The following is an 8,920-nucleotide window of genomic DNA, read 5'->3' as shown; positions in this document are numbered from 1 at the left end:
AGTCATGCGTATCACTTGTATGTGATTCAGATTGAAGACCGCAAAGGATTATATGATTATTTAAGAACTAAACAAATTTTCAGTCAAGTGCATTATATTCCTGTGCATTTGATGCCCTATTACAAAGGACTCGGAAGTAAAGCAGGCGATTTTCCGAATGCTGAAAAGTATTATGAACATTGCTTGAGTATTCCGATGTACCCGACGCTTACAGCCGAAGAACAAGAATTAGTCATTTCGGAAATACTGGATTTTGTGCAATAAAATTATTTCTGTAGAGACGTTGCATGCAACGTCTCTACCATATTTCTACAATTTGGCATTGACCAAATCCAACCACATTTGTTTTCCTTCACAATTCCAGTGCGAATCACCTTTTTCATAAAGTACTTTTTTAGAATTATGATAGGGTGTGTAAATATCAAAAAATGGTATTTTCAAAGCCGAATGCCTCTGAACTCTTTCAATTAAATGATTATACTCTCCTAAATCTCTACCAAGAATTGATGTTTTATTGGGAATAATTGACAAATAAACTTCATCAAAACCAGCTTTTCTGTAAAATTGATAAGTTTTGTTTAGGTTATTGACCATTAAGTTAATTTCATCATCTGAAATTTTATCAAAACACGAATTGATTCCCGAAGGCTGGGCATCTACTTGATATAAAAGATATTTTTCATCTTTTGAAAGCATCACTTTCTCATCGAGTCGGTCGAATAATTTCCAGTTCAACCATGCTTTCCATTCTTTAAAAGTCAAGAAAAAATCGGATGAAAAAAGTATTGACTCGTGCCGTTCGGTATTATACGGTACTTCAATATTCAATATTTGTTCCGCTATACTTTTCTCTTTTTCTAATGGCTTAATCGTCTCATTTTCAGTAACTTCCAAGTTCATGTATGGTACTGTAAACCTTTCTCGAAAATGCCGCTCAACCGTTTCGATAATAAGCACATTTCTTTTTGAGGTATCTAACTTTACCTGAATCGTATCTGTAATAAAAAACCTATTATAGCTATTTAAACCTTTGAAATGATTCTTTTCAAGGCGTCCCTTTTCCGTGAAACTATCGCCCATGATAATCAACGAAGTATTACCCGATGGTGGATTTTGTGGAACAGGACATTGTTCCAATGGAACTTTAAACTGTGCCAAGTTCGACATTCGGTATAAATCACCGTAGCGATAATCATCTTGCGTAATGCCTTTTTCGTGCAGCCACTTTGCCATAGAACCCGAAAAACCTAAATACCACAAGAATGAAAAAAGTATTAAAAAGAAGTATTTCATAGATATGTTTCTTTCAGTATCGGAATTTTAAAACTGAAAATATATAAATTGATTTGAGGTAAATACCCCGAAAAAGTAGCAAAGCACTAACAAAACAGTAAACTTTAAGTAAAACTGAGTAGTACTTTGGGTACTTATTTGCATCTTGAATTTATCTTTTAACAATAAAACTGCAATCAAAAACCAACAAAAAAACATTTCGTTGAAACTAAACGGCGTTGCAATTGAATCATAATTTGTTACGTGCAGAATCTTCGATAAAATTATCTTGGCGTTAGTCATTCCTTTTGCTCTAAAAAACACCCATGTGAACATGACCAACAAAAAAGTAAATACTAAATTGAAAGCATTAATAATGCTGCTCGAAAAATATTTTTCGGCTTTAAAAGATGTATAACGGTCACGGATTTGTGCTAAAACCAAATAAATTCCGTGCAAAGCCCCCCAAATGATAAACGTCCATGCAGCACCGTGCCACAGACCACTCATCATAAAGACAAAGAAAAGGTTGAAGTATCGACGAAACTCCCCTACCCGATTTCCGCCAAGTGGAATATAAAGGTAATCTCGGAACCAGCCCGACAGTGAAATGTGCCAACGACGCCAAAATTCACTAATTGATTTTGAAAAATACGGAGCTTCAAAGTTTTCCATGAGTTTAAAACCCATCACCCGAGCCGCACCAATGGCAATATCTGAATAGCCCGAAAAATCGCAGTAAATTTGGAATGTAAAAAATATTGTAGCCACCAAAAGCGTAAGCCCATTATGGTCGTACGGGTTATCGTAAGAATAATCAACCACCATCGCCAAGCGGTCGGCAATCACTACTTTTTTGAACATCCCCCAAGCCATTCGCATCAATCCAGCTTTTAGGTTTTCAAAATCGTACTCAAAGTTTTTATGAAATTGCCAAAGCACATTTTGCGGTCGCTCGATTGGCCCTGCTACGAGTTGCGGGTAGAACATTACATAAAGAGCATAAATAGCAAAATCTTTTTCGGCTTTTTCGTTGCCGCGATAGACCTCAATCGTGTAACTCATCGCTTGAAAAGTATGGAATGACAGACCAATCGGCAATAGTATCTTTAATAATTCGAGCTGGGTTGTTGAGCCTAAATGAAAGAATACATTATTGATATTTTCGACGAAGAAATTATAGTATTTAAAGTAAGCCAGAAAACCGATATTTGAGATTAGACTCAGCACCAAAAGCCATTTTCGTCGGCTACCTTGAGCATTTTCAATCCATATTCCTGCATAATAATCAACTACAATCGTAACAAATAGGATTAAAATATAAATAGGCTGAAAAACTGCATAGAAATAACAACTCGCCAAAAGTAAAAGCCATATACGTCCACGATGAGGCAAACTGAAATAAGCTAAAGTAACAACTATGAAGAAAAATATAAACTGTAGCGAATTAAATAACATTGAGTGCCGATGGGTGTCTGTTTACAAATTTTATGTTCAAAGTTCAGTTTAATTATTAAAGTTTCAAAGCATTTAACGGTAGAATTACACAATTTCAATTTTTCTAAATGTTTTTTCAAGCTGGTTGTTGACTTTTAAAATCAAAAGTCCTATCTTTGCACCATGATTACGGTTCCATAGCTCAGCTGGATAGAGCAACAGATTTCTAATCTGTGGGTCATAGGTTCGAATCCTATTGGAATCACGAACAAACTGCAATAAAACCTCTCAATTTTTACTTTTGGGAGGTTTTTCTTTTTACATTTGTCTACTTCTTTTGCTGACTAACCTATTTTTTACTGAGTTTATTATTCCAACCGTGTATTCCTAAAGCACTCAAATAATGAAAACAAGAAGTACTCTCTTTGTTCTAATCTACATTTGTTTTGGAATTTCTGCCGCTTTTTCCCAACAAGCCAATACTATCGGAAAAGGTAACTTGCAAAAAGTAAATGTAAGCTCAAGTTCTACTGCTATCAATGGCAAACAAACCTTGACAAGTATTGGATTTTTGCCCAATTATAGTGCAGCAGCAAGATTCCTCTCACAGGCCACTTTCGGAAATACTTTCACCGAAATTCAAAAAGTAGCCAACCAAGGCATTGAAAAATGGCTTGATGACCAACTGGCATTGCCGAATAGTTTCAGAATCGAAACTTATGTTCAAAATTTGCACCAGTCAATGGTCGATTCGCTTAATCGTAAAAACAATGTAAACACTTATACCCTCACAAATGTCGGAGTAAGTAATTGGCATTTTGATGCCGCTTGGTTTCAGGGTTGTATGACTGCCCCTGACCAACTTCGATGGCGTGTTGCCTTTGCTTTAAGTGAAATTTTGGTCACTTCTCGAATCTCAGCTTTCGATGGTAACCCATATGCATTAGCGAGCTATTATGATGTCTTGATGGATAATTCTTTTGGTAACTATCGGACATTACTTGAAAGAATCACATATCATCCAGCAATGGGTTCGTATCTTACATTTCTAAATAACCATGCTACCGATGTTGCCAAACAAACATACCCCGATGAGAATTATGCCCGTGAAATCATGCAATTATTTACGATTGGCTTATACCAACTAAATCTGGATGGATCGGAGAAAAAAGATGCAAACGGACAATTGATTCCGACCTACAATAATGATGATATTGCCAGCCTGGCTAAAGTTTTCACGGGGCTTTCGTGGGGAGATGGCACCTATTTGGGGATAAACGCCAAAGATATCTGGAGTTATACTAAACGAATGAAATTCTTTGGTCTTGATTCAAGTGATGCGAAGAAAAACCCTTGGAAAACAAACCCAAGGATTGTCGATGGCCACGAAAGAGGTGCAAAAACTTTTCTTGGCTCAACTGTTGACCCAACAGCTAGTCGAACTGCTATGCAAGGTGAAGCTGATATCCAAGATGCTCTCAATATTATTTTCAATCATCCAAACGTTGGGCCATTTATTTCTCGTCGATTGATTCAACGATTGATAACCTCTAATCCTAGCCCAGCATTTATTCAGCGAATTGCCTCCGTTTTTAATAATAATGGTAGTGGTGTAAGAGGCGATTTGAAAGCAGTTATAAGGGCTATTCTTCTTGACCCAGAAGCAAGAAACTGTTGTGGAGATGACACCGATTCATTTGGTAAGCTTCGTGAGCCATTCGTAAGATATATGAATCTGATTAAGGGCTTAAACCTTTCAGCATCAGGTGGAGTTTTCAGAAATTCAATGACCAGAGTTTATGATCAAACATCTCAGCGACCACTTTCTTCTCCTTCGGTATTTAATTTTTATAGCCCTGATTATCTGCCCAATGGCCCACTTAAAGATGCAGGAAAAGTTGGGCCTGAATTTCAACTCCTAAGTTCTCAAACACTAACTGGTTATTTCAACGCACTCAACGATTGGCTCATCAATGACGATCCGATCGACTACAATGGCCTTTTCACGGGTGAAACTTATAAACCTAATCAAGAACCCAGATTTAATACTGTGGCTGATTATCCGCTGGCACGAAATGATAAACTTCCTCAGCTTTTAGATAAATATAATCTCATATTGGCAAACGGAAGGATTTCGACGGAGTCGCTCAATATAATTAGAGATGCCATCAAAGGCATGCCTTATTCGGAAGATGCAAATGGAGTACCCAATACCACTGAGGCTTATCGTAGAGTACGCCTTGCAATATATTTAATCATGACATCACCTGACTATCTAATCAATAAATAAGCTATGAACAGAAGAGATTTTATCAGACAAATAGGTTGTGGAGCAATGGGTTCGACAACACTTTTGAGCACTCTAACTAGTTTAGGAGCGGTCAATGGTGCTATGAGTGGAAGTGCTTCAAAGTTACGTTCGACTTCAAACGAAGATTATAAAGCTTTGGTTTGTGTTTTATTTTCAGGCGGTATTGATTCTTTTAATATTTTGATTCCATCGGGTACGAATGTTGGCGGAGATAATGGCTTCAATGATTACAGAAATGTTAGGTCAGATATCGCCATACAAACTAACACCTCTTTGCTTCCGCTGAATAACCCTCAGTGTAGTGGCTTTAGAGGACAAGCCTGCAATTATGGCTCATATGGGGTTCATCCAAATATGAGTGGCGTACAAAATCTTTTCAATAGCGGCAAACTTGCTTTTATGGCAAATATTGGCACTTTGGTAGAGCCAATCATGTCTAGAGCAGAGTATCAAAGTGGGCTAAAAAAACTACCACTCGGAATTTATTCGCACTCTGACCAAATTATGCAATGGCAAACCTCCGTACCTCAAAGTAGAGATGCCTTAGGGGTGGGTGGCCGTCTGGCCGATTTGCTTTCTGCATCAAATAGCATGCAAGACATTTCAATGAATATTTCGCTAGGAGGAAAAAATAATTTTCAACGTGGAAAAGATGTAACCGAATATTCAATTAGTAATAATATTGACCCTAATAATGTCGGTATTACGGCACTCCCATCATGGTGGGGTAATTCGGGTATCCTAACCGACCTTCGTAATAATGCTATTGATAGCATGGTTTCAAGAACTTACGCTAATCTGCTACAAAAAACTTATGGTTCGGTCAGCAAAAGTTCGATTGAGTCATTTGAGGTTTTCAAGAATGCTCTTAAAAAAGTACCGAGCATGACTACCACTTTTGGTACGAGTAGCTTGGCTCGTGATCTCCAAGCGGTTGCAAAGGTTATGAGTGTGCGAAACGACTTGGGGGCAAAAAGGCAAATTTTCTTCGTAAATTATGGGGGTTGGGATATGCACGATAACCTAGTAAATGGTTTAAATCAAAGATTGCCAATTATTAGTGATGCCTTGAAATCATTTTATGATGCAACGGTTGAATTAGGTATTGCCGAGAATGTAACCACTTTCACGATTTCTGATTTCGCCAGAACAATCACTTCTAATGGACAAGGCTCTGACCACGCTTGGGGTGGAAATACAATGGTTATTGGAGGAGCAGTAAATGGTGGACGAATTTTTGGTCGTTTTCCTAGAATGGATGTTGGCACTTCCAATACTCAGAATATCTCATTCAGAGGAAATTTTATTCCTTCTATTTCAACTGATGAAATGTATGCCGAGCTGGCTCTTTGGTATGGTGTTAGTCCGTATGATTTATGCTATGTATTACCAAATCTGAGGAATTTTTATTCCTACAGTCCAAACAATTACCCGGTTGGATTTATGAATTTCAACGGCACAGCCATATCAAATACTGACAGACCCCAAAGTTGTGTCAATTATTGATTCCTTTTAAATCAATGCCAAACACCCTATTTTTCACAAAAAATATTTTTCAACCGTGAAAAGATTTCTAAAATATATATACTGCTTGATGATAGTTGTTCTTATCAATCAAAGCACTATGGCACAGAACTGTGTCGGAACAGCTGGGCAGGTCAAATGGAGCTTCTGGACAGGCTTTAATTCATTTCCTGATAGCAGTGACTTATTTGCCATGGAGAATTTTCCGAGCCGACCTAATGGAACTCAAACATTAGGTTTTCTAAAAACTCCAGTCAATTATACTGATTATTTTGCTTCTTTGATTCGAGGATATATCAAAGTTCCAGTAACTGATACATATATTTTCAACATTACTGGCGACGATAAATCGATTTTCTTTTTGAGCACAAATGATTCGCCTGCGAATAAAATCAAACGAGCAGAGATTTCGACATATTCTGGTCAAACAGAATACAACAAAGAACCGGGTCAAACTTCTCAGAGTATTCAACTTATTGGAGGTCAGTATTACTATTTCGAACTTTATAATTTTGAAGGTACGGGTAGTGACTTTGTGAGTTTACAATGGAGAAAGGCTTCTGAAACAACAGTAGTTTGGTCGATTATTGATTTTAATTACATTTATGAATATGCATGCGGACAATCATGCCCGGCAAGAGGAACTGCTTGTGATGATGGAAATATCAACACTACCAATGACCAACAAGATGGTTTTTGTAATTGCGTAGGTACAGCTCCGGCTCCTAATAATTGTGTTGGCGAAAAAGGACTTATTGAAGCCTACTATTATGATAATATCGCTGGGAGTTACGTAGAAAACGATTTAATAAATTCTCCGAAATTTCCGTTATCACCCGATCGCCGAGAAAAATTAAAAGGAGCTTATGGCCCATTGACCCCAAGTAGTAGAGACAATTACGGTACACTCGTGCAAGGATTCCTTACGGTTCCGGTTACAGGAAATTACGATTTTAATCTCACAGGCGATGGACAAACATTTTTCTTTTTGAGCTCAGATGCAAGTATAACTAATAAACAAGCTAGTCAGGCTTTGGTTTTTTATGGTGTCGACGACACCGAACATCGGAATTCGTCCTTCCAAAATATTGGCCCGAGATATATGGAAAAAGGCAAATATTATTACTTCGAGTTTCGACATAAAGAAAGTAGTTGGCGAGATCATTTCAATCTTTACTGGAAAACTCCATTTCATGAAATCCGTCAGTGGAAACGAGTGACCGACTTCTATCTCTTTGACTATAAATGTGAGATTTCATGTATTGCACAAAATACTCCCTGCAATGACGACAACCCCTTTACGAATAATGATAAAATTGATGCACAATGCAATTGCGTAGGCACTCCATGTTCGGGGCCTGACTGCGACGACTCTGCGGCAAGGTATCAGACTTATGATGATTGTAAGCCAACTGATAACCTCACTACACTAAAAGAGGGCTCGTGGGTTTCGTGCACGAATACCCAAAACCCAAATCCAAATCCTGCTCGTGCAAACAATATTCATTGGATTATGTACGATTTTAATGATCGTTATAAGTTTTCAAGTTCGAGGGTCTGGAACTATAACGTAGAAAACGAAACTGATAAGGGATTTAAAACAGTAGCCATTGATTATTCGGTCGATGGCACAAATTGGCAAGCACTCGGCAATACTTATTCGTGGCCACAAGCTCAAGGCTTACCCGATTATGCTGGATTTCTAGGACCCAACTTTAATGATGTGAAGGCTCGATATATTCTGGTTTCGGCCATTGAAAACTGGGGGGCTGGCTGCTCTGGACTAAGTAAAATCACCTTCGACGCCATTTTATGTAATCCGAGTGGCACACCTTGTAACGACAATGATCCACTTACGTCTTATGATAAATTCGACAATAATTGTAATTGCAAAGGTGTGAATATTAATTGTGGCAGTGATACGCTCCGACTTGCCAAAGAAACATTGGCAGATGGTGCCTTCAAAGCAAAAAAACGCATCGAGGCTCAGAGTTTAGTGCCAACCACCAAAGATATTTCGTTTACGGCTGGAAATAGTATTGTATTGCTACCAGGTTTTGAGGTAAATAGTAGTGCGATATTCAAAGCTGATATTGCTAATTGTATTCAAGCAGCATTTGTGGCAAATCAGCAATCTACGGCTCCTACTGATAGCTCTGAGTTTTCGACAAAAGATACTGAAACAGCTAAACTTAAGGAAATTATTTTCAGAATTAATCAACCAAGCTATGTAAAATTATCTTTGAAAGACTCGAAAGACCAATTGATTGTAACTTTACTTGACCATTATTCTGAAAGTTTGGGTACTCAAACCAAATATTTGCCAACCAATAAATTGGCCAAAGGCACTTATTTTATAGAACTTGAATTAGGCGA

General features: G+C 37.7%; 6 protein-coding genes and 1 tRNA gene. 5 read left to right on the top strand and 2 right to left on the bottom strand.

What is annotated here, in order from left to right; translation table 11 throughout:
* Positions 1-264, top strand: a 264-nt coding sequence (locus tag ACOVO2_RS13485; RefSeq protein ID WP_421770482.1) for a DegT/DnrJ/EryC1/StrS family aminotransferase, incomplete at its 5' end; no start/stop codon positions are given.
* A gap of 45 nt (positions 265-309) precedes the next feature.
* Here the strand turns inward: ACOVO2_RS13485 and ACOVO2_RS13480 are convergent.
* The gene (locus tag ACOVO2_RS13480) at positions 310-1,293 is read right to left on the bottom strand and encodes a hypothetical protein (RefSeq protein ID WP_421770481.1); all 984 of its coding nucleotides are present in this window, start codon (positions 1,291-1,293) and stop codon (positions 310-312) included.
* 27 nt (positions 1,294-1,320) lie between these two features.
* Positions 1,321-2,730: an MBOAT family O-acyltransferase gene (locus ACOVO2_RS13475; protein ID WP_421770480.1), complete on the bottom strand. Its 1,410-nt coding sequence runs from the start codon at positions 2,728-2,730 to the stop codon at positions 1,321-1,323.
* A 170-nt stretch (positions 2,731-2,900) separates the two neighbouring features.
* Here ACOVO2_RS13475 and ACOVO2_RS13470 point away from each other — a divergent pair.
* The 4 genes from ACOVO2_RS13470 to ACOVO2_RS13455 form a co-directional block, all read left to right on the top strand.
* Positions 2,901-2,974, top strand: a tRNA-Arg gene (locus ACOVO2_RS13470).
* Positions 2,975-3,112: 138 nt separating this feature from the next.
* Entirely contained in the window at positions 3,113-4,999 is a 1,887-nt protein-coding gene (locus tag ACOVO2_RS13465) for a DUF1800 domain-containing protein (RefSeq protein ID WP_421770479.1), read from the top strand.
* 3 nt (positions 5,000-5,002) lie between these two features.
* Entirely contained in the window at positions 5,003-6,526 is a 1,524-nt protein-coding gene (locus ACOVO2_RS13460) for a DUF1501 domain-containing protein (RefSeq protein ID WP_421770478.1), read from the top strand.
* Positions 6,527-6,644: 118 nt separating this feature from the next.
* A partial coding sequence (locus ACOVO2_RS13455) for a PA14 domain-containing protein (protein WP_421770477.1) occupies positions 6,645-8,920 on the top strand: 2,276 nt, incomplete at its 3' end.

The organism is Emticicia sp., from assembly GCF_049241225.1.
Classification (GTDB): Bacteria; Bacteroidota; Bacteroidia; order Cytophagales; family Spirosomataceae; genus Emticicia.
This window is presented reverse-complemented; position numbering and strand designations above follow the sequence as displayed.